The sequence below is a fragment of the Roseburia sp. OF03-24 genome, from assembly GCF_003463035.1.
GTDB classification, from domain to species: Bacteria; Bacillota; Clostridia; order Lachnospirales; family Lachnospiraceae; genus Roseburia; species Roseburia rectibacter.
Window position 1 is genome coordinate 49,948 of the sequence record NZ_QSCK01000020.1, and the last position, 20,951, is coordinate 70,898.

The following is a 20,951-nucleotide window of genomic DNA, read 5'->3' on the forward strand; positions in this document are numbered from 1 at the left end:
CTTGTTCTAAGTATACGGGGATTTTACAAAATTCATTCTTTGATTTTATTCTCTGCCTATTCTACTTTCAGATCATCCTTTATGATCCGATTTATTATGCAGTGATCTTTTTTCTCTGTTCAAACACCTGTGCAAGCCGGTCTAATCCCTTACTGCAGATCACAGTATATACACTTCCAAATATATTTGCACCGATACGAAGCAGCACGGCATTTTTCATTCCAAACAGTCCCGCCGCGATTGATAATGCACCAAACGTATTAAAGGCTGTCTGCCACGCATAACCGGCAGAATACCCGACTCCGATACCACCGATCATTCCGATATACGGATACATGGATTCCGGAAGTGCTAAATATAATACTACAAACAAAAGACTTCCAACGATATTAAACATCCCTCTTTTCTCTGCTCTTTCGTTGCAGTCACCGGTAAACGGCAGACAGACGGACATACAGGCGATCCCGGCCCACATAGCTCTTGGAAGTCCAAGGACAGACATCAAAAGCATCGCAGAAGAAACGATCAGTGTCAGTTTCACATACCATCGGTTTCTGGCAGATGAAAGCTCAAATTCCCGGAACAGATCTAAAAACGTTCTCCGGTAAGGTCTGTTTTTCTGATTCTTATAAAAAATTGCCATACAGAGTAACATTCCAACAAACAGTCCCTCCACACGCAGCAGATACGCATGTCCACTCACATCATATCCAAGTAACAGCAGATATCCAAGCACAAACGTGGAATGATTATACATGATCACATTGTGGCATCCTAAGATCATCAAAAGCATAATACAGCATACGTTTACCAGAAATGCCAGAAACGGTGAGAGCATATTGCTAAAACGCGGTCCCACGATCAGTATTCCAAAAATTCCCGCGATTGAAAGAAGTCCGTGCGTGGTCTTAATCCCAAAATCTGCCTGTCTAAGCACCAGTACAGCTAAAAGAACCGTCACTCCGACCACACTGTTTTCCGATCCGGTCAGTTTACTGAATAATGTCACAACTGCCACACAAAATGCCATGACCAGATAAACTTTAAAGTTATAGATTAAGATATGGCGCCTTTTTTCTTTTTTGTCTGCTGTATTTTTGATCAGCTGTTTTGAGCCGGTCGAACTAAGCTGAAGTTCCTGATAAAATGTCATAGTACTCTCCCTTCTTATGCTGTTTTCCAATGAAAATATCTTTTTCATCTGCATCTTAAATTTGTGTTTTTAGCAAAGTAGAGAGTACTATAGCGCAATTTACCCGAAACGTCAAGATTTCATTTTTCTTAATAGACAAAACCTCGCCCCATTTTATTTCCTACTATTTCCATATGTTAAATTGGATATTAAAACAAGGGTAACGTTTTGTCAATAGATATTCGTGCTGTACTGGCAAATTTTATGAATCATAAAAACATCTGCCCCTTTCTCATTTTTATGATATACTCGATTTATGACAAAAGAAATAGCATACAAAATCCTGGGGTTTACCCCTATTATGTGCCATCCTCACTTCAGTTCCATCTCGTCTTTCATCCCGGCAAATCCGAACTTTTCATACATCGGGCGTCCCATCTCGGTTGCTTCCAAAGAAATCGCATCAATTCCTTTGTTCTTTGCATTCTCCACCAACAACGACAGTGTGTGATATGCGATTCCCATTCGCCGGTACGCCGGATTTGTATACATGTTCATAATATATGCCTTCTTTCCGGTCGGATTGTGATAGGTCGGCATAACCTCAAAATAACTGATACCGCCTGCGCCAATGATCTTTTCTTTGTCATATACCAGTATTGCAGTATGGCTGCCGTCTTTCAATGCTTTTTCATAATAGGCTCTCGACTGTACTGCAACTTCTGTCATATCCACATCATCATCTAACTTATTTGCTGCTCTTAAAACTTCAATCCTTGTTGTGACTAAAATATCTATATCTTCTGGCATGGCTGTTTTGTATATAAAATTCATAGCTGCTCCTGTCATTGTTATCTGATTTTATCATTTCTATTAACGATTCTAAACCTTTCTCCTATTATTTTCAAATCTTTTGTGAATGACGTGGTGCTGTTTACAGCTAACTTCTTTTCCACGAGATGCGCATCCCGCCCGGAGTTTTTTGATTCATAGGACGTAATTTCCTATGAATCAAAAAAAGAATCCCGCCTAAGCAGAATCCTTTTTTATCACTATGCAATAATATCAACCTTTCACCGCACCCACGATTCCATTTGCGAAACTCTTCTGCAGCACAAGGAACAAAATTCCAGTCGGCAAAGAACAGATCAGCACACCAAGCATCAGTACGCCGTAGTCAATACTGTAACCCACGGAAAGATTTGCCACTAACATCGGCATCGTCTGTGATGTATCTGACATCATGATAACTTTCGGCCAAAGGTAATTGTTCCATGCATTCATGAAAGTTACGGTAAGTGCTGCAGCATAGGTGGATTTCATAGTCGGCATAAAAATGGTAAGGAAGATTTTAAATTCACTTAAGCCATCAATTCTTGCCGCCTCAATGATTTCCATCGGAAATGATCTCGCACTCTGCCGGAACAACATGATCAAAAACGGTGTGGAAATCGTCGGCAGGACATATGCGATCCAGGTACTTGATAAGCCCATACCGGAAAACAGCTTAAATAACGGGATTAAAGTTGCTGCAAACGGAACCATCATCGCAAGAAGTAAAATATTCATCAGTGTATCTTTTGCTTTATCGTGATAAATCTCAAATCCATATCCTGCGATCGAGCAGATAAATAAAGATAATACACTAAGGATCGTTGAATAAAACAGTGAATTACAAAACGCTCTTGATACATTCTGCATTTCAGTCAGTTTCATCAGGTTCTGGATAAAATTTGTTCCAAGACTCAGTTTTCCACCAAGAACGTCTGTACTGTTGTTTGTTGCAGCCGCGATCATCCAGTAAAGTGGAAATACGGATATAAACGAAGCTATGATCAATATGATATGTGTGCCTGCATTTTTAAATTTTCCTTTCATCGCTTGTCACCTACTTTCATCTGAACAAAGGATAATATTGCTACCATAATAAAGATCACATACGACATTGCCGCTGCGTATCCGAATTGTGGATTATATTCAAAACTTGCTTTATATATGTAATGGGACATTGTCAGTGTTGAGTTTGCAGGACCGCCGCCTGTTAAATTGACAGACTCATCAAATAACTGTAATGTACCATTGATCGACATAATTGTTGTAAGTAAAATCGTTGGTCGAAGAAGCGGAATCGTAATCTTTCTGAAAATTGCAAATGGACTTGCTCCGTCAATTTTCGCCGCTTCATATAATGAATCATCGATATTCTGCAGACCGGCTAAATAAAATACCATATTGTATCCCGTCCAGCGCCAGATCAGTGCAAGAATAATGATTACTTTTGCTGTATGGACATCGCCAAGCCAGTTGATGCGCTCGCCGATCAGCCCTAATTTCAGTAAAACCGTGTTGATATAACCATCATAGGCAAATAATGTTTTAAAAATGATCGAATAAGATACCAGTGCTGTACAGCATGGTAAGAAAATCATTGTCCGGTAAATTCCTTTTCCCCGCAGATCCTTTTTATTTAAAAGACATGCCAGAAAAATTGCAAGGATCAGCATTACCGGCACCTGAATAATCAGATAAAAGAAATTGTTTGTAATTGCAGTACGGAACACGCCGTCTTTTAACAATCGCGCATAATTGCTAAGACCGCCCCATATCTGATTATTGCCAATTCCTGTTTTAAATGACAGAATAAACGCCTGGATCATTGGATAAAAATTCATTGCAAATATCAGCAATGTCGCCGGCAGCAGGAAAGCCCATCCTGTAACACTTTGTTTTTTATATAAACTGACTCTTTTTTTCGCTTTCATATTATTCCCCATTTCTGCGCTGCTCTTCAGCGCATCTCAAGTTTGTGCGTCAGCACAAATCTTGCGTGTGAAAAATATATTTTTCACACTGATCCCCATTCCTGAACTATTTGTTTTGACAGAGAAAGCTGCCACATAAGATATCCTTTTTTGGCAGCTTTCCCTTTTGCCCGCCAGGCGCGCAGTTTATTATTTTTCAAAAAGTATAAATACAGGGAGGATTGATCTATACTTTTTTACTGACCAATGTTAAACTCGATCGTTGCCTGTGCCTCTTCGATCGCACTGTCAAGATCACTTGAACCATTCAATACGTTTGTCAAAGCTGTTCCAAGAGCTTCTTTTTCCTCAGACCAGTAAATACCTTTGTTGATTGTAGGAATATTGCTTCCGTAAGATACGATCTTAGAGTAAATTGCCTCTCCGCCAAAGTAATCAGAAACCTGATTGTAAGCATCACTGTCTGCTGCCGGAAGATAGGTTGCGATCGCACCTAACTGTGAAAGAATGTTATCGTAAAATTCGGTGCTTCCTGCCCATGTTGTTTTAAAGAAATCTACTGCCAGATCATAATTTTTGCTGGAGGAAGAAATTGCCCATGTAGAACCACCCTGTGCAGAGTAATTTGTTGCACCCGGATAATCATTTAATTTTGGCATATTTGTAACAGCCCAGTTTCCTTCCTGTTCTGCCTGATCTGTGGACGTGATCGTTGCACAGATCCAGGAACCATTGATTGTTCCAACTACAGTACCATTGTTGATAGAACCCTGATAACCGGACCAGTCTGTCTGTTCCTGCAAAATACCTGCATTGATCAGATCCATATATACATTCATGGCTTCTTTTAATCCATCATTATTGACAAGAGAAATCTTTCCTTCTTCATCAAATACAGAAATTCCTGCAGACTGTAAGATCATATTTAATAAATCAGGCTCGCCCTGCACATTGGTAAGCATTGGCATTCCTGTCTTATCGAGCACATCTTTTCCGATCTCAATGAATCTGTCCCATGTAATATCTGTCAGATCATCGATCGTATATCCTGCCTGATCTAAGTAATCTGTTCTGTAGCAGGCAATGACCGTATTGCTGTCATATGGAACACCATAATTTTTTCCATCCTTTACGGAATTGGCAACTTTTGCTTCTGCAAAGTCAGCAAACGCAATTCCGGAGTCTGTCAGATCTGCAAACACATCCGGGTAATTCTGAAGATATTTTGCAAACACCTGATCATCCATTAAGAAAATATCAGGAAGCGCATCCAGCTCACCGCTCATTGCATAGGTTTGAACCAGTGTCTGGATATCGGAAGATACTGTCTCGACCACATTAATATTTACATCCGGATGATCTTTCTGATACAGTTTTCCGGCTTCCTTCATTGCATCTACGTTAAATGAATCCCAGCACCAGACAGTAAGTGTTCCCTCTTGTGAACCACCTTCTGCATTACCTGACGCATCATTTTTCTCTGTTCCTGCCACAGCCTGATCCCCTCCTGCTGTGTTTCCATTTGCTGCTGCACTGTCATTTGCAGATGAACTTCCGCATCCTGCCATTCCAAGCAGCATAGACGCTGCTAATACCATAGTCATTACTTTCTTTTTCATCCTGTAACCCTCCATATTAAACATTTTGATAAGCTTTTCTTTCTGGCTGCTTATCTTTGTTACAGGTAAATCATACCATCATAAGAGCCATTTTCTTTAGGACTATCTTTACCTTAATTTTTCATATTTTGGGATGTAATTTGATTCAGTAGGACTATTTTTAGAAATTTGCATTAATTTGTTTTTTGAAACATCCTGCCCGGAGGTTTTGTTATGTAATTGGGAATTTCAACAAATTTTCCAATTACATAACAAAAAACGGCGGTTCATTCACGAACCACCGCTGCTGCTTTTACCTGTATATTCGAAAGACAATCTGACAGATCATCCTGCGTCAGGGAATTATTAAACTCATCTTCCACGATCGCCTCTATCTCATATGTTTTACTTCCATAATTCACAGTTATAATATTCCCAGACAGATCTGTCAAAATCTTTGTAACCTGCTGACCTCCGAAAAACTCATCTTTTGCAAGATAATTTTCGTACCCTGACATGTCTTTTACCGCTGGAAGCAGACCAATTTCTCCGATCAGCTCATTCATAAAGTCAGAGTCTTTTTCAAACATCTCTACTAAGAAATCCACTGCTGCATCCGGATTTTTTGCATTTTTCAACACATACCATGCACTTCCACCGACATTTGATGCCGCCACCGTCTTTATCTCTCCATCATACACCGGGATTGGCACAACTCTCCAGAGACCGCTTTGTTCCTCCACACTTTTTATGCTTGAAACGATCCAGCCTCCACTGATCACACTTGCAACGCTTCCATTCTGAAAAGCGGAAATAAATTCATTCCAGCCATTGACGCTCACACCGACATTTCTTTTTAGTAATTGCTGATATGTGTGAAGTCCTTCTTTTAAATACTCATTATCCTCAATATCTGCATGATTGTTTTCATCCACATACCAGTGACCGCCACTCTGCATGATGATACGAAGCAGTGGCGAATCTGTCGGATCTAATGTCAGCATCGGGATTCCAAGCTTCTGATAGACATCCTCTCCGATCTCTATGTATCGTTCCCAGGTAAGATCCTGCATATCCGCTTCGGTATAACCCGCCTGCTCTAAAATATCGAGCCTGTAAAAAAGTGCTGCTGTTCCGCTGTCAAATGGGATTCCATAAAATCTGTCTCCCTTGGAACAGAGCTTACTTTTATAATCTGTATATCTGGCATAATCAACTTTGTCTGTAAGATCTACGAACTCATCCTCGTATTGTGAAAGCACATCCTGAATATCATAATCTTCGATCATGATCACATCGGGGAGTTCCTGATACATCTTGGATGCGATCAGGTTTTTGGTATCTGCTAAGATTTCTTCTCTCTCTTTTGTCTCTACTATGATCTGAATATCTTTATGTGTTTTTTTATATTCTTTCGCCGCAAGTTTTGCAGCTTTTACATTAAAAGTATCATCCCATGTCCAGATTACGATCCTGTCTGTTTCCTTTTCTGCGCTCACGCTCTGCCGTTGTCCGCAGCCACATAACATAGCTAAAATCAAGCCCATTATAATGCCAAATCCTGCTCTTTTCATTTTTCATCCGTCCCCGTCTTATAACTCACCGGTAAAACGATCACCACCGTCGTTCCCTTTTGCTCCTCACTGAAAATATTGATCCCATAGTCGTCTCCATATAGAAGTTTTAACCGCTCCTGCACATTGTGGACTCCGATTCCGGAATAATGCTCTTTTCCGGTTGGTTCATTCATAATTTTTAAAACTTTTTCCTTCGTCATTCCGACACCATCATCAATGATCTGGATCTCTAATTTTTCCTCTTTCTGTTTTACCACGATCTGAATCGTTCCGCATCTGCCTTCCGGATACGCGTGGAAAAATGTATTTTCAATGAAAGGCTGTAAGATCATTTTCGGCAGAAGATATTCCTCACATACTCTCGAAACATAATATTCTACCTGTATACTGTCCCCATATCTCGTCTGGTTGATCAGGATATAATTCTGGATATTGATCATTTCCTGTCTCACCGGAATAAATTCATCCGAGTTACTGATCGTATTACGCAAAAGACTGATAAACGCATCGATCGTCCGTACCGTTTTTGCTGTATCATTCTGATATACCAGCCATTTGATGCTTGCAAGCGTATTATAAATATAATGCGGATTGATCTGCATCTGCAATGCACTGATCTCCGCCTGTCTCTGCTTTTTCTGCGTCTGCACCAGTTCATCCACATAGTGTTTCAGATCATCTAACATATAATTATAGGTGGAAGCTAACTCCTGCACTTCCGTAGTTCCCTCCACTGTCATATATTCTGAAAAATTCCCTTCCCGGATCGCAGACATTTTTCCGATCAGCTTTGCTAACGGCCGCATGGTCTTATGCGTATAAAACAGACATGCCATCAGAATAAAGATTCCTATTGCACTGCAGCTTGCGATCAGAAACGGCATATTATAAAGATCCTGCAACGCCACATCATTATCGATCAGCGCATAAATCGCACACTTCTGATATGGCAGTATCCGTTTCATCAAAGTATACACGGTACTGTCCTGCTTTAATTCCATACGCAGTTCATCCGCATTTTTAATTTTTTCAAACCATTCTTCCTGTAAATGCGTCCCTGTGATGCCCGGTCTGTCGCTGCATAGAACGATTTCATGGTCATCCACAAGATAAAAGGACGTTGTATCTGATACAAAATAATTGTAATACTGCTTTAACTCCTCCATCGTAAGCGTCACAAAAGCAATCGCATAAACTTCCCTGCTTTCATGATAATACAGGGCTTTTGAAATGATCAGTGTATCAGCATTTCTCGATGTGGTCGTATAAGCCTGACCAGTGTAAGTATAATGGATGACATCCGGATCACTTAATGCTTTTTTGGCCGGTTCTGATTGTAAGATTTCCTGATCTGTAACGCAGATATTTTCCGTTCGCGACAGATAATGTTTACCATTATATCCAACAACAAGAATGTTCAGCCGCTCCATATCTGCAGATTTACTCTTCTCTAAATCCTGCTCCATCTGATAAACATTCTGAAATGTCTGCGTATTATCGAGTTCCGACGTTTCATTAAAATAAAGCCGGAATGCCCAGCTTGAATCTATCGCATCAAAAACATTCTGGATATGATCATGAAAATCATTAAATTCTTTTTCGATCTGTTCAAAAACCTTTTCCTGGGAATCCCCGTAATTTTTTGTAAAAACCTGCCTCGACATAACAAGCACTACAAAACTGACGGTAACGGCGATCAGGCTGATCCCAAGCATTACGATCAGTGTGATCTTTCCTGAAAAACTATTAAAACGGCTTTTTATCTTATCCATGATTCTTCCTTCGATAGACTGACGGTGTCTTTCCCGTAACTTTTTTAAATACCCTGCAAAAATAGCTGTGCTCCGAATATCCTACCTTTTCGCTGATCTGGGCAATTGACAGATCTGTATTCTCCAGTAGCTCACATGCTTTAGCCGTCCGGATCTCATTTAGATAATCACTGAACCCTTCCTTCATATGCTGATGAAAATACGCCGAAAGATAATGATAATTAAAATTAAACTCTTCTGCCATATCCTCAAGTCTTAAATCCTGCTCATAATTTTTTTCAATAAAAGCTAACATCCTTAGAATCCTGTCATCTACAGTTTTCTGTGTAACTCCGATCTGTGCAGTGATTTTTTCCAATATCTGACGCATCACTTCTTTATAATCCTGCTCGTAATGCGCCATCGAAATCTCCCTGAAATACTCATACCGCTCTGCATCTTTCTGTTCTTCTGTCAGATCAAGCTGATCTAATAAATAATAGACCATGTTTTTAATCTGGTTTTTCAGCGATGCAATATCAATTTCACTCTGCAATGCCTTTGTATTATATTCCTCAAGCAGACGCAGTGCTTCCCCATACTCCTTCATGGATAAAAATTTATTATACTTAAAAAAATCAAATTTTACAGCAGGTATCTTTTCTTTTTCCGTCATTTCATCTGCCAGAATAAATTTAAGGTCTTTATAATAAAATACCTTATCTGCATATGCTAAAATATCCTGCTGATAATACTGCCTGATTAGTCTCATTCCATCAAACGCCCTGCTGCACACTCCAAGAATATATTCAGAAAGTACCGCTAACTCCGCTGTCATCTGTTCAAAAAAACGGATCATCTGCGCATCATTTGCCGGTTTCGCACACATTACTACAATGACCAGTTCTTCCTGCAGGATCATGACCATTCCATTGGCAGCTTCAAAATCAGCGACATCCTTTTTTATTTTCTGATACAGGAGTTCAGATACATTCGGTGGAATCTCATTCTCATTTTTGATCCGCATCCCGAAAATATGAAAATGGGAATATGGAAAAATCTGGCTGAAAGCCACCTCATCTAATTCCTGTGACATCCCGATCAGATAACGCTCCATCTCCGCAGCATAATTGATTCCTTCACTCTTTTCTTTCCTTTTATAACCCGGAATTTTCTGCGCTGCTTTCTCTAATACGTTTAACAGTTCTTCCTCATTCAATGTCGGTTTTAAAATATAATCTATGGCACCATTTGTCAGCGTTTTTTTCACATATTCAAACTTATCATATCCGCTTAAAATAATGATGGCAATATCCGGATAAATCTTATGCACCATCTCCGTAAATGCAACTCCATCCATCACAGACATCACAATATCGCTGATGATAATATGCGGCTTTAACTCTTCTGTAAGCCGCAGTGCTTCATTTCCATTGGTCGCTTCCCCAACAATTTCATAGCCTTCCTGCTCCCAGTGGATCATATATTTTAATCCCTGCCGCATAATATATTCATCATCAACGATCAAAACCCGAATCATATATCCTTCTCCCCATGTGGTGTTAATTAAACTCCGCAATGCAGGTCCGGAAAATCAGAGATTTTCCGGACTGACGGGCATCTACATTCCACTTCGGTCCGTGCTAAACAGGTGCCACCGGCACCTAGCACCACCCTATCACATGAGAATAAAACAAAAAAGTGTCTGCAAGCAGCCATTTTTTATTTTACTCTCATGTGGCACTGCTCATTGCTTACGCACATTATACCATCTAAATCACATGGGAAAAAGGAATGAAAAGAAAGAAAGCAAAATAATATAAATTCTTAAAATAGTGCAAATTTATTCTATTTTGATAATAAACACACCGTCTCACAATTCCCCTGAACTTTGATTTTATGGCACAAAGTTTCTTCCCTGCGTCCTTACTGGATGCTCCACAATGGTAAACCAGTTCTGTTTTCTCACCATAATCAAGTACAATTAACCTGTCGTGACAATCAGGATTAGGCTTAATCCTGAGCGGTGGATATTCATTTTGAAAATCCGTCACTAAAGAGTTTGTGAGAAATCCTCTCCCACCTTTTCCGTTCTCTGTGAATAAAACAACCTCCACGCCATGGGCTTTCTGTGAAAGATGTTGTAATGATTTCGCATTCATATAATCATCCACAACATAGATTGATTTCTTTGCCTGTTGATAGATTTCTATGTAAGCAATGTCAGCTTCTAACTTCTGGCCTTTATAAATAACAAAATTTTTAACATCTTTTTCTGAAATAAAATTTTCACTCAACTGTTCAACATTCTTTTGAATCAAATCAACCTTTTGGTCTGTTTGTTTCTGTTTATCTATCAGTCCCGCTGTCTGCACCGATATTTCTCCGCGAAGTACCGTAGCAAGCATATAAATTCCCTGTTCTGTAAACGCAAACGGCATTTTTTTAATATTGGAACCCTGCCTATTGCTCTTTTCGTTCAAAGTCGCAATTTGCGACTTTGAAAATTTCTCTGGTATTTCTTCTTTATTCAGCTGAAACATAAAATCCTCTGGAAATCTGCTAATATTTCGCTTTACCTGCTCATTTAATCGTTTTACTTCATACCCATAAAGTTCTGCTAAATCTTTGTCTAACATTACCTGTTGACCACGAATTATATACACCTTACTACGAACATCACCCGTAGTAATCAATTCTTTTGTTCCTTCCATTCTTCCTCCCCACAATTCGGTTACAATTTCTATAAATTGCTGATTCCTATTCTGTTGCTATGAAATCACACATCCCTTGTTATTAGCATTCCTTGTATATTCCATCTTCTTGCCCTTCGGACAAGAAGCATCCTTCGCTCAAAGAGCTCGGTCAATTGCGACTTCACAGGCTATTCCTCCACCATGCTTTCCATCTGCTCCAGTTTCTGCAATGCCTTCATATACGCCATCAGTCTTTTATACTGATCATCTCCAAGACTGTGAATCTGCTTCAATATCCTAATGTCCGACCTGGTAATTTCATAATCCATATCTGTATCTTTATACTCCGTATCAATTCCTTTACCCGTTAAAAGCTGTTCCGGTGTAATGTCCAATGCGTCACATATGGATAACAGACAGTCTGCTTTTGGATTTGTCTTTTTCTTTTTCCAGTCACTGATATTGCTAGTTGCAATCCCCGTTCTTCTTGACAATTCCAGCTGGGTCATGTTCTTCTGCTCCATTATGTAAAAAATTCTTTCACTGATAATCATGTGTGTTCCTCCGTTATGTTATAAATCCGTATTTATAGATTTAATTTTCCGTTTATACGGACATTCTATCATGCCGCAGCATTTCTTTCAATAGGAATGATAATACTTCTGAATTTCTCAATATTTTCTGTTTTATATAATTCCATGTACAACTGTTTTATTCTCTTCATGCAAAGATAATTATCAGTATCCGGTTTCATTTGCTTTCCTTGCATACTGATTGAGATTATTGCTAATCCTTGAATGCAAGGATATTACCTGATTCAAATCCGGCCACTCAGGAATAATCACATATCCGTTCAATGCCATCTTTCTGATATATGCACTCATATTTTGAACTCCAGCTTCCTTCATTCGATTATGCAGTATCTCCACCTCTTCCGGTTTGAATTTTACATAAATTCCTTTTGAATACTCTTTCACTTTTCTTTTCCTCCATTTCTTTTTCAAATTTGTAATTTTTAGAAATCATTCTTCCTGGGGCAATCGGCAATTTCTAAAATTGGATAGCAAAAAAGCAACCGATATTACTCGATTGCCACTCTGTTACTCTTGCGAAACTATTCCTTTTTCAAAAAATTTGTAAATATTGTCTAAATGCGTTTGTGAACTTTTTCCTTCAAAAAGCAGTACAAATTGATAATTGACTTTTTGAAAATTATTGTTCTCAGGTTTCTATCAAAATTAGAAAAAGCCCAAACCACAAGGGTTTGAGCTCCATTTGTACATTCGTATTTTCTGCTTTTGGGTATAAAATCTCCGCTGTTAAATATAGAATATTTGTTCGTTTTTGTCAAGTCTTACTTGCAATTTTTCGCTTTCTTCTTCGGCAATCCAGCTTTACTAAAAGTCTGTCAATGCGCACTAACACCTTGCTCCGCATTAACATTCTCAGACATTGTATCGACTTTATCTATTTAATCCAAACATACTTTCTACCAAAGCAAATGTCTCATCAATACTACGGTTTTCGTCTCTTGTTATTACATTAAATCCAGATTTTTGAAACATCATATATCTTTCCTGTGAATTAACTCTTTTCAGACATTCTCTGAAATTTATCATAGCATCCTCTGGATTATCTTCTTTCAATAACAACTGATATAAAAACTGTTTTTCCTTATCGGGTCTTTCAAAAAATCTCTGAACAGAAATATTCGGATCTGCTAACATAATCAAAACATGATTCTCATCTGAAATCTTATGTAGAATTTCAACCGGAATATTAGTATCCACAAATATTCTTTTCTTTGTTCTTGAAACCAAGTTCTTTAAAATTTCAAGTTCTAAGACCGTACATTCTTTCGTAACACCATTTACCCATGCCTCATATTCATCTGGAGTTCTTTTTACAAATTCTCTCCAATCCTGTAAATCTCTTGTGTAAGTAAGATTAGGAAACTCCTTGGCATCCAAATTTTCTAAAAGCCTATCCTGATAATTTTCTTCGCATACAATTCCGTCATATTTTTCTGCCAAAAGTTTTACCATTGTGGATTTTCCGGCATATGCTGTCCCATTAATAAAGTATACATTTTCAAACTTCATAACAATCTTACTACTCCCGTTTATCTTATAGACTTAATTATCATATCAATAATTTCACCGACAGCCTTTTTTATATCATTGCCTTCCCATCCAAGTTTCCAATCATCCTCTAAATATACATCAGAAACAACATATATACCCGTTGCTACACATTTTCTATAATTAGCTATTGTGAACAAACCAACACCTTCCATTTCAACACAAAGTGCTCCTTTGTCCCGATAATCCATGACTTGTCCCCACGTTTCTCTATAACCTGCGTCCGTTGTCCAATGAAATCCTCTCTTGTATAGAATTTCTGCACTTGTTATCATTTCTTCAATCTCGTTCGTCAAATCCTTCGATGAATGAATTATATCATAATCATATCCGTACAACCTTGCTACTGCAGTATCATTAAAAGCGCCGTCCGTAAGAATAATCTCTCCCGGAACTAATTCTGGTTGTAAGCCTCCGGCATATCCAACATGAATTAATTCTTTAACGCCTCCGGCAATTAAATCCTCCGCTTGTGTAGCTATCGCAGGCGAGCACATATGCCCTTTTATAAAACCAATGTTTTCATTTTTATTAAACACATACAGCTTCCCACCTAATGGATATCTATATTCTCCTACATTTCTTGACACCATTTCATCAAAAATGTCATCAGCAAGAAGATATACTCTATCCGGTATTTTGATTTTATCAATATCAAATCCAGCATTTTTTAATTCTACTCTGACAAGTTTCTTAGGATCTGTTAATGCATTATTTCTGTCCACTATTTTCTCCTTCAAATGTCATTCGGCATCACAATAGTATCTTTTGTATCAAAATTTATGTGTATCTTTTGAATATCCAAATTGTGTTTGAAACTTCTTATTGCACTTGCATATTCGCCATTTGTTTCTTCACTTTCCGGCCAGATTTTTAAGACAGCATTATCCAGCGAATATTCTTTTCCGCCGACAATTGCCTGAATATTCTCAGAAAACTCCAGTTGTCTCCTTTCTCCTATACTATGCTATATGTAAAGACTTAATCAAAAAATCTATGACACTCTTTTCATATTGATCTTTTATGATATTTTCTTTGCTTTCTTCAATACTTCCATCAACAAAATATTTGCCGTTTTCTTTATTGATTGATAATGAATCAAGAGGCCATCCTTCAAATCTTTTTGATGAAGCTTTATCAATCATATAGAATGATCCGTTTTTTTGAGCTGCCATATTGTCCATAAACGATGAAATTACTCCGTGATTATAAACTGCAATTCCATCTAGGTAATATGCTGTGACTTTACCTCCAAGCCCTGTAATAAGTTTTGAATAGTAATCAATCATCTCTTCATCTGACAGTCTATCCCTATTCATAGGTGTTCTAATATTTAGTCCCGGCTGACGCAAATCCTCAAAATCCAGTTCTTCAAAATATAATCCAGAATCATTACAAATAACAACATCAAAGTATTGTCCATAAAACTCTGCCTTCATAATAGCATTTTCTTCTGGTGTATTCCCCATTTCCTTAGGTTCTTCTATAACTTCGATATCTCTTAAAGTAATAAATTCAATATCATACCCTTTTAACAAATCCGAAAATCTTTTTACCTTTGATGGATTTGTTGTTCCTAATAAAACTCTCATATCGTCATACTCCTAAACTAAATCATCTTAAAAGCTTTCAACGCTTCTACTATAGCCTCTTCCTTCTCCTTCGGGCACTTCGGCTGTCTGGCATCATCTGACTTTGCTTTGTTGTAATTCTCACGCTCTATGATTCCATACTTAGCTTTAACCTGTGCAATATACAGGTTAGATACCTTCATCCCATCATAATGCTCTGCCACGTATTTTCTAATCTCCTCGTATGTAGCCTTACTCTCCGCAGCTGTCAAATCCAGTTCATCCATATCCAGTCTCACATTCACATGATGCTTCGCTTCATGAAGTTTGGACAAAAGACATACTGTCTCCACATTCCCCTGAACACTTATTTTATACTGCATAGCGAAAGTATGCAATAGGTTTTCAAAGTGGGGTAATGGTTTTATCCCCATAAAAAGCGGATGATTAAATGTATTTTAGAATTTTCCTATACAAATCCCATAGTCTCGGCGCACAAAAACCGCCCAATGCACTCAGCCCTCGATGTTCATGAATATCTCTATCTTCCACCTCAAATAGTCTATGGAAATCATCTCCCTGTCCAACATAGACGGATTTGTCATAATTAAGAAATGTAGATCTGCCACTGAATTGGTCACCAGTGATATCTATAATAATACGCTTGTCTACCATCAGCCACGCATGGGATTGTCCATTCCCATCTGTTTTACCCCAATACGTTCCACAGACATAATCTGTTTTGATACCCTTATCCAGCAAATACTGAGCCAACAAATCACTCGTATCTCCGCAGCAAGCACGTGGAAATCTGCGATATATGCTGTCGTTATCAAACTCCCCAGCTTCCAATGCCGCATCAATCGCTTTCCGAAATTGGGTTGCTAATTGTTCTATATCCTTCATCATACGCTCCTATAACAAAACCACTTTTGCGAAAAAGTATCCTTTCGCCAAAATGTATATTCTCCGTTCCCAAAAGCCTATCCCCTGGGGTAAACCTCCACTTATATCATCACTCTACGGAAACAGAAACACACATCCATTTTTCTTTCAAAATCGCAGAAACCTTTGATTTACTGGGCTTTTCTCGACAGAAGGCAGACTGTTTCAACATGCGGTGAAAGTTTCTTCTTATACTAAATAGCGAAACCGTCACCTTTTGCGAAAAGGTTTATACCCCACTTAGGGGGATAGCATTTACCCCACATTCTAGTGTTTTTTTCAACAAATGGGCAAAGAGATAAACGTATCATAGTAATAGCCTCTATTTATGCATATAACTACTATTTCTTACATACCTCTGTCTGCCCTTCCTGTGACTATCTTAATTTCTAAAAAATAGAGCCAGTATATGGCTTAGCAACAAATTCTTTTAAAACATAATCATAGTCAACAATTGACATTAAAATAACATTTCCGATTACAATTTGCGGCTCGATTTTAAGATAGTTCTCCGTTGTTATATTATTGCTTTTGCCTTGTTCTATTCCAGTTGCCTTTACCCATATTGGAAATGATTTTAGTTCTCGTATTAACTCACTTGGTTGAACATCATGATACATATTCAAAAGTCTAAACAACTCATCCAAACTTGCTTTAACGGACATTGTCGTATTAAAGTAAAAGAATAGCACTTTTTTCAAATCTATATTTTTAGTAGTCTTTAATGCTATATTCAAATTTTTATTACGCGCATATCCAACTTTGGGTGTTATCTTATTTGGTTTTACTATAACATTTGATAAGGCATCTCCTAATTCAAAAAGATTGATATTAGTTCTAAAATCTCCATTTACTAAATCTAAGAAAAAAGGTATAAAATAATTGACTATTTTTTGCGATGGCCTTCCTAAACCTTTCAAAATAGCATAATCTTTAGCCTTCATTACATATCCATTATTTATTTTTTGAATATACAATATATATGCAAATTGTTTTCTCTCACCTTTTTCCTTTAAAACTAATTTTAATAAAGTATCATATGAACTCTCATCACTTTCCAAATCACATAACACTTCTTCTATTAACTCAATAGTTAGCAGCAGTTTATTTGCTCCAACCAAACACTCGATAAAAATACGGTTTCCTTTGCGAGCCTTTTTTCCCAAATCTCCCAACCAACCTGTATCGTATGCTAATTGTATAAATGCATCTCTATCTTTATACCATAACCCACTAAGAATCTTTTTTATTCTCGGATCATTTTTATACAGAAACAAACTTTTAGTAGAACCAATGCCTCTTATTTTATCCCAATTTTGAGAAGATCTATAAAGTGTGTATATTAAATCTACCAGTTGTTCTTCATTCATATTTTTTGCCAACTGAATTATAATAGCTTTGTCAACTTCATGATTGTAAATATACCATTTTATCGCTTTCATATTACCCATCACATTGCATGCAAGAAGGTAATATGTAATATCTTTACTATTCAGTTTTTTTATATTTTCTTTCCATATCCCACTAGATTTATCATAAAATTTTATTTTTCTTGGCTCAAAATAATTATTTAAAGTTTTCCAGATATATTCCTCAACCGTTGCATTTTTTTCACATGTCAAAGCACATATACACCCCAAATAAATATTAAGGTCACAAACGGTAATAATAAAATTTTCTCTATCTTTACCACGTAAACTGTGTGCCATATATTTTATTGAGGCATAATACTTGTCTGATTGACACTTATCTCTAATTTGATTTTTTCTTATTTTCAAGACTGTATCACCGCCAATTCTTCCATAGCATAATAGTAATCCTGGTATGCCTGATGCGAAAATACATATAAATCTTCTCTTTTTTCTAATATACCTAATTGCAAAACTATATCTAATGCATATAATGCATCATACTGAAATCTATATGTATCCATACTTTTAGAACAATACTTCAGTACCTCTGACTCTGTCATTCCTGAATTTGCTTCTTTCTTTTCAAGACTCTCAAATGCAATCATTCTCAAAAGGTATATTATTCGCTTTATATCCAATCGTGCATCCTGTTTTTCTTCTTTTTCCCTTACCAATAAGCAGTTCAGAAATTCAGCGATAATTTCACCTTCACTATGTGGAATTTCCTTCTTATATCGCACAATCTCTATTAACCTCGATAAGATCAATGGCGTATTTATTATTTGCACAAATCTCTCACTTCCATTAATTGAGGTAAACAAAAGTTCTTTCACGTCTTCTTCATCTACATTTTTTTTAATAAAATCTCTCATTTCTTCTTTAGATAATTTTATCAAATTAAAAATTGGCACATTATTAAAATCCCTAGTATCTTGTGGACGATTAGTAATTATAATAAATGTTTTGGGATAATCTCTAAGTAATTGCTTTATCTCGCGCATTCTTAAAGTTTTTAAATTGCCGCCTGCATCAGCTGGTATTTCATTTAAACCATCCAAAAATAGATTGATTTTTCCTTCTTCTAAAAGAGATTCACATATATCTACCCCAATATCAAGTTTATCACATATATACTGTTTTATTGTATACGTGGCTTTTGTCATAACTCCCAATAAAACTAATACGGGAATATTATAGTTTGAATCTTTCAATCTTTTTTTTGCATCCATGTATGTTAAATATTCTAATGTCGTAGTCTTTCCCATACCAGCTTCGCCCCATATCATCATCCTTCGTTCTGGTATACTATTATCTCTTAAGTATTCAACAGTACCTTTTCTCCTCCTAGAATCAGATGTATCATCCTGATATTCGATAACATAGCTACCCAATACAGAAAAATTCTCTTCTCCCCTTATATGAATAAATCTAGACATTCTTTTTTTTAATTGCTGTGTAATCTCATTTAAGTAATTTTCAATATTCAATTCATTATTAATACTCTTCTTTTTCAGATTACTGATCAATGCCTTTTTATTTATTTCTACTGCTCTTAAACAAGTTATCAGCACACTATCCAAATTGGTATATATTTCTCTTCGTGTCCAACCTACATATGTGTGCGACTCACTATTTCTTAATGCATATGATCTTGCTACATGTTCCATATAATTACCATCGCACAAATAGTCCTCTGGCTTTCGATCTAATTTCTTATTATCTGGATTAAGACCTAATTGAGTAATTACATGTGCTAAACCCAAATTCTCTTGTACTATCTTATCGTATTCATCTTCATCAATAAGTAAAATCATTTTTTTCAAAAGAGGTTCTATCTTGATGACATTAGACAAACACAGTTTTATATCATTTATAGTAGTCTCCCCATCAAAAATTTTACCTAAGGAAACATACAGTCTTTCTTCAATACCTACCAATTCCTTTTTTCCTGTTTTCAGAATAATTACTGAAAGCAGTATATCTATAAGTTCTCTCAAATTTTTATATCTATAGCTTGCATTTATTTCAGCCTCGATTTCATTTCCAATTGTATTTCTATCCATGTTTTTCCTTTCCAACTATTATTTTCTGCAAGTATTTTTATTATAATCCATGCTATGAAAGTTTCTTGATAATAAAATCTTTTATTTCTTAAACAAATCTATTTTTCCTCTTTTACTGTAATCAAATGGAACTTTACTATTTGCTGCATTTCTCAGTCCCATTCCTATTGCAATACTGTATCTTTTGAATGTTTGTCCATTCAGATTTGCATAAAAAGTAAACGCCATTTTTATTTCATCATCCCACTTATTCCAAAGAACCGGACTTAACACCATATTCTCCGAAAATAAAGGTAAAATCATTGAAAAATAGTATTTGATTTTTTCTAAAGGTGCATTATTTATTTGTTCAAAAAACTTGGCATAAATATGTTTCTCAGTAGATAAACAACTCAACAGTATGTATGACTTTGTATCCTCTGGAAAAGCAGTTATAGCAATTCGATGCATGACACCTTTTTTAGTATGCTTTATCCTTCTACCATTCAAATCATAATCCGGTGCTATAAATGCATAATTCGCAAAATTAATTCTTTCTGGAATAGTTATTACACAAGTTTCTATTCCATTGTATGTGCCAGACAATATCTCTGAATCGAAATGCCTCTTTACAGGTTCAAACTCTTTCAAGCGTAATTGCGACACTCTATATAAGCCAACCATCTGCGGTAGTTGAAAAACAGGTGGTCTTTTCTTAAAACATTGCTGAAAAATTTTATGTGAAACTTCCTGCTTATAGTATTCAAAAATAAAGGCTTTATATGCATAGACAAATTTCATTGGTTCGCTATTTACATCAAAATCTGGCGCTCCTTTTTCAATAACAGCAAAGGCAATATTGTCATGTCTATCGCAAAAACAAGTTTCTGTTGTAGCATCATTCGCACTAACCTTGGAGAACTCCACCATCACTTCCGGTTCCTCGCCCTCAATAGGTATAATAAGTGGTTGTCGTTTTTTATCCATAGTATATACATGGCGTTCAGTCCCTGCGAGTAATGATATGATTTTATTATTTTGCAGTGCATGAGCATTTTTTATCTTACCATTACAATTGCTTTGGTCGGGATGCATACAGCATTTAACCATAGCTTTTCTCATCTGCTCCATAATTTGTACTTCTGGAGGTTTCTTGCTCTGTATAAGCTGCTGATCTGGTTTTCCTTTGCAGCATTCTTTAAATTTTTTTCCGCTTCCACATGGGCAATCTTCATTATTAGATATCTTAAAATATGCTAACGGATTCATCCGACTCACCTCTATTCACTTCAAATACGCTATATATTTTACCACATCCACCTAC

The 20,951-nt window shown here is 36.8% G+C and carries 19 protein-coding genes; all 19 read right to left on the reverse strand.

The genetic code is table 11. The annotated features are described in order from the left end of the window. Positions 1 to 94 precede the first annotated feature (94 nt). Positions 95 to 1,153 (reverse strand): FUSC family protein, encoded by a 1,059-nt coding sequence (locus DXA60_RS11420; protein WP_117921317.1) that lies wholly within the window; start codon positions 1,151 to 1,153, stop codon positions 95 to 97. Between the two features lie 351 nt (positions 1,154 to 1,504). Beyond that, positions 1,505 to 1,966 carry a GNAT family N-acetyltransferase gene (locus tag DXA60_RS11425; RefSeq protein WP_117921318.1) on the reverse strand — a complete coding sequence of 154 codons (462 nt, stop codon included), beginning with the start codon at positions 1,964 to 1,966 and terminating at the stop codon, positions 1,505 to 1,507. A gap of 231 nt (positions 1,967 to 2,197) precedes the next feature. Then, the gene (locus DXA60_RS11430) at positions 2,198 to 3,010 is read right to left on the reverse strand and encodes a carbohydrate ABC transporter permease (protein ID WP_117921319.1); all 813 of its coding nucleotides are present in this window, start codon (positions 3,008 to 3,010) and stop codon (positions 2,198 to 2,200) included. Continuing rightward, on the reverse strand, positions 3,007 to 3,894 hold the full coding sequence (locus DXA60_RS11435; RefSeq protein WP_117921320.1) for a carbohydrate ABC transporter permease: 888 nt from the start codon (positions 3,892 to 3,894) through the stop codon (positions 3,007 to 3,009). Before DXA60_RS11435 ends, DXA60_RS11430 begins: the two co-directional genes overlap by 4 nt. A 236-nt stretch (positions 3,895 to 4,130) precedes the next feature. Continuing rightward, positions 4,131 to 5,513 (reverse strand): ABC transporter substrate-binding protein, encoded by a 1,383-nt coding sequence (locus DXA60_RS11440; RefSeq protein ID WP_055194409.1) that lies wholly within the window; start codon positions 5,511 to 5,513, stop codon positions 4,131 to 4,133. A 266-nt stretch (positions 5,514 to 5,779) separates the two neighbouring features. Then, on the reverse strand, positions 5,780 to 7,066 hold the full coding sequence (locus DXA60_RS11445; protein ID WP_117921322.1) for an ABC transporter substrate-binding protein: 1,287 nt from the start codon (positions 7,064 to 7,066) through the stop codon (positions 5,780 to 5,782). Beyond that, the gene (locus DXA60_RS11450) at positions 7,063 to 8,841 is read right to left on the reverse strand and encodes a sensor histidine kinase (RefSeq protein WP_117921324.1); all 1,779 of its coding nucleotides are present in this window, start codon (positions 8,839 to 8,841) and stop codon (positions 7,063 to 7,065) included. The genes DXA60_RS11445 and DXA60_RS11450 overlap by 4 nt, the downstream gene beginning before the upstream one ends. Next, positions 8,834 to 10,360 (reverse strand): response regulator transcription factor, encoded by a 1,527-nt coding sequence (locus DXA60_RS11455; protein ID WP_117921326.1) that lies wholly within the window; start codon positions 10,358 to 10,360, stop codon positions 8,834 to 8,836. Before DXA60_RS11455 ends, DXA60_RS11450 begins: the two co-directional genes overlap by 8 nt. Before the next feature lie 232 nt (positions 10,361 to 10,592). Beyond that, on the reverse strand, positions 10,593 to 11,534 hold the full coding sequence (locus DXA60_RS11460; RefSeq protein ID WP_117921328.1) for an ORF6N domain-containing protein: 942 nt from the start codon (positions 11,532 to 11,534) through the stop codon (positions 10,593 to 10,595). 170 nt (positions 11,535 to 11,704) lie between these two features. After that, positions 11,705 to 12,070, reverse strand: a complete 366-nt coding sequence (locus tag DXA60_RS11465) for a helix-turn-helix domain-containing protein (protein ID WP_117921330.1) — start codon at positions 12,068 to 12,070, stop codon at positions 11,705 to 11,707. A gap of 183 nt (positions 12,071 to 12,253) precedes the next feature. Then, positions 12,254 to 12,493, reverse strand: coding sequence for a plasmid mobilization protein (locus tag DXA60_RS11470; RefSeq protein WP_242863541.1), 240 nt, complete (start codon positions 12,491 to 12,493; stop codon positions 12,254 to 12,256). Positions 12,494 to 12,979: 486 nt separating this feature from the next. Further along, positions 12,980 to 13,618: a hypothetical protein gene (locus tag DXA60_RS11475; RefSeq protein ID WP_055194419.1), complete on the reverse strand. Its 639-nt coding sequence runs from the start codon at positions 13,616 to 13,618 to the stop codon at positions 12,980 to 12,982. A gap of 20 nt (positions 13,619 to 13,638) precedes the next feature. Beyond that, complete coding sequence (locus DXA60_RS11480; RefSeq protein WP_055194420.1) at positions 13,639 to 14,382, reverse strand: nucleoside phosphorylase; 744 nt, start codon at positions 14,380 to 14,382, stop codon at positions 13,639 to 13,641. 237 nt (positions 14,383 to 14,619) lie between these two features. After that, positions 14,620 to 15,249 carry a non-canonical purine NTP pyrophosphatase gene (locus tag DXA60_RS11485; protein WP_117921333.1) on the reverse strand — a complete coding sequence of 210 codons (630 nt, stop codon included), beginning with the start codon at positions 15,247 to 15,249 and terminating at the stop codon, positions 14,620 to 14,622. A 17-nt stretch (positions 15,250 to 15,266) separates the two neighbouring features. Continuing rightward, entirely contained in the window at positions 15,267 to 15,611 is a 345-nt protein-coding gene (locus DXA60_RS11490) for a 23S rRNA methyltransferase (RefSeq protein WP_330418418.1), read from the reverse strand. 64 nt (positions 15,612 to 15,675) lie between these two features. Continuing rightward, positions 15,676 to 16,134 carry a hypothetical protein gene (locus tag DXA60_RS11495; RefSeq protein WP_055194426.1) on the reverse strand — a complete coding sequence of 153 codons (459 nt, stop codon included), beginning with the start codon at positions 16,132 to 16,134 and terminating at the stop codon, positions 15,676 to 15,678. Between the two features lie 428 nt (positions 16,135 to 16,562). Then, the gene (locus DXA60_RS11500) at positions 16,563 to 17,951 is read right to left on the reverse strand and encodes a hypothetical protein (RefSeq protein ID WP_117921335.1); all 1,389 of its coding nucleotides are present in this window, start codon (positions 17,949 to 17,951) and stop codon (positions 16,563 to 16,565) included. Further along, positions 17,948 to 19,648, reverse strand: a complete 1,701-nt coding sequence (locus DXA60_RS11505; protein WP_117485828.1) for an NACHT domain-containing protein — start codon at positions 19,646 to 19,648, stop codon at positions 17,948 to 17,950. Before DXA60_RS11505 ends, DXA60_RS11500 begins: the two co-directional genes overlap by 4 nt. Positions 19,649 to 19,729: 81 nt before the next feature. Beyond that, positions 19,730 to 20,896 carry an SEC-C domain-containing protein gene (locus DXA60_RS11510; protein ID WP_117485830.1) on the reverse strand — a complete coding sequence of 389 codons (1,167 nt, stop codon included), beginning with the start codon at positions 20,894 to 20,896 and terminating at the stop codon, positions 19,730 to 19,732. Positions 20,897 to 20,951: the final 55 nt, after the last annotated feature.

Coding starts and splice junctions, on each gene's coding strand:
- DXA60_RS11420 (WP_117921317.1), bottom strand. CDS start 1,153: ATGACATTTTATCAGGAACTTCAGCTTAGTTCGACCGGCTCAAAACAG.
- DXA60_RS11425 (WP_117921318.1), bottom strand. CDS start 1,966: ATGAATTTTATATACAAAACAGCCATGCCAGAAGATATAGATATTTTA.
- DXA60_RS11430 (WP_117921319.1), bottom strand. CDS start 3,010: ATGAAAGGAAAATTTAAAAATGCAGGCACACATATCATATTGATCATA.
- DXA60_RS11435 (WP_117921320.1), bottom strand. CDS start 3,894: ATGAAAGCGAAAAAAAGAGTCAGTTTATATAAAAAACAAAGTGTTACA.
- DXA60_RS11440 (WP_055194409.1), bottom strand. CDS start 5,513: ATGAAAAAGAAAGTAATGACTATGGTATTAGCAGCGTCTATGCTGCTT.
- DXA60_RS11445 (WP_117921322.1), bottom strand. CDS start 7,066: ATGAAAAGAGCAGGATTTGGCATTATAATGGGCTTGATTTTAGCTATG.
- DXA60_RS11450 (WP_117921324.1), bottom strand. CDS start 8,841: ATGGATAAGATAAAAAGCCGTTTTAATAGTTTTTCAGGAAAGATCACA.
- DXA60_RS11455 (WP_117921326.1), bottom strand. CDS start 10,360: ATGATTCGGGTTTTGATCGTTGATGATGAATATATTATGCGGCAGGGA.
- DXA60_RS11460 (WP_117921328.1), bottom strand. CDS start 11,534: ATGGAAGGAACAAAAGAATTGATTACTACGGGTGATGTTCGTAGTAAG.
- DXA60_RS11465 (WP_117921330.1), bottom strand. CDS start 12,070: ATGATTATCAGTGAAAGAATTTTTTACATAATGGAGCAGAAGAACATG.
- DXA60_RS11475 (WP_055194419.1), bottom strand. CDS start 13,618: ATGAAGTTTGAAAATGTATACTTTATTAATGGGACAGCATATGCCGGA.
- DXA60_RS11485 (WP_117921333.1), bottom strand. CDS start 15,249: ATGAGAGTTTTATTAGGAACAACAAATCCATCAAAGGTAAAAAGATTT.
- DXA60_RS11490 (WP_330418418.1), bottom strand. CDS start 15,611: ATGCAGTATAAAATAAGTGTTCAGGGGAATGTGGAGACAGTATGTCTT.
- DXA60_RS11495 (WP_055194426.1), bottom strand. CDS start 16,134: ATGAAGGATATAGAACAATTAGCAACCCAATTTCGGAAAGCGATTGAT.
- DXA60_RS11505 (WP_117485828.1), bottom strand. CDS start 19,648: ATGGATAGAAATACAATTGGAAATGAAATCGAGGCTGAAATAAATGCA.
- DXA60_RS11510 (WP_117485830.1), bottom strand. CDS start 20,896: ATGAATCCGTTAGCATATTTTAAGATATCTAATAATGAAGATTGCCCA.